The 733-nt window shown below is 51.8% G+C and carries 1 protein-coding gene; it reads left to right on the top strand.

What is annotated here, in order from left to right; translation table 11 throughout:
- The first annotated feature begins 162 nt into the window (after window positions 1-162).
- Window positions 163-660 carry a GAF domain-containing protein gene (locus DW49_RS0107630; RefSeq protein WP_005617772.1) on the top strand — a complete coding sequence of 166 codons (498 nt, stop codon included), beginning with the start codon at window positions 163-165 and terminating at the stop codon, window positions 658-660.
- Window positions 661-733: the final 73 nt, after the last annotated feature.

The following is a 733-nucleotide window of genomic DNA, read 5'->3' as shown; positions in this document are numbered from 1 at the left end:
TGTTTTCGAAAAAATCAGCCACCAACTAACGGAAAATTCAAATCTTATCAATAGCTTAGCTTGCAGGTTATGGGTAACTTATTTCGAAAACAGTACACTAGCTTTTTCATCCGGGTCAGTTAGCATGGGCAGCCGCACACACAAAGTATTCCGGAGAATTGCATGCAGTTGACAGCCTTAAAAGGCGCCTTGACCAGCGAGGAGCGCTCTGCAATTGCCGAGATCGAAGCAACCACCAACGTTTTGCGGCTGGTTACCCGTCTGACAGGTATGCGCTTTGCGAGTATTGCGAAGTTTACCGAAGAAGACTGGATAGCCTGTTCGGTATATGACCCCACTGACCTGGGGATCGGCGAAGGTGACGCCTTCGCGCTGGAAACAACGCTGTGCGGTGAGTTTTGTATCAACCCCCAGGCGTTGTTCATTCCGCAGATCAGTAAAAGCGGCCGGTACGCGAACTTCCCGGTGGTGAAACGCTACGCCATCGAAAGTTATGCTGGCGTGCCGATCTTTCTTCCGGACGGCCGGCTGTATGGCGCGATGTGCGCGCTGGACTCCCGCGTAACGCTGTTTGACGATCCGGAACTTGCAGAAACGCTGACCCTGTTCGCGCGCCTGATCGGGTGTATTTTCTTCGCCAACATGACCGAAACAGACTAGGGTCTGTTCCCGTTTCACATTGGTAGCCACAGAAAAGCGCAGGCCATTGCTATGACGCTTTCATAGTTTCTCT

The organism is Pseudomonas avellanae BPIC 631 (assembly GCF_000444135.1).
Taxonomy (GTDB): domain Bacteria; phylum Pseudomonadota; class Gammaproteobacteria; order Pseudomonadales; family Pseudomonadaceae; genus Aquipseudomonas; species Aquipseudomonas avellanae.
Note: the sequence above shows the minus strand (reverse complement) of the source record. Positions and strands in the feature narration are given on the sequence as shown.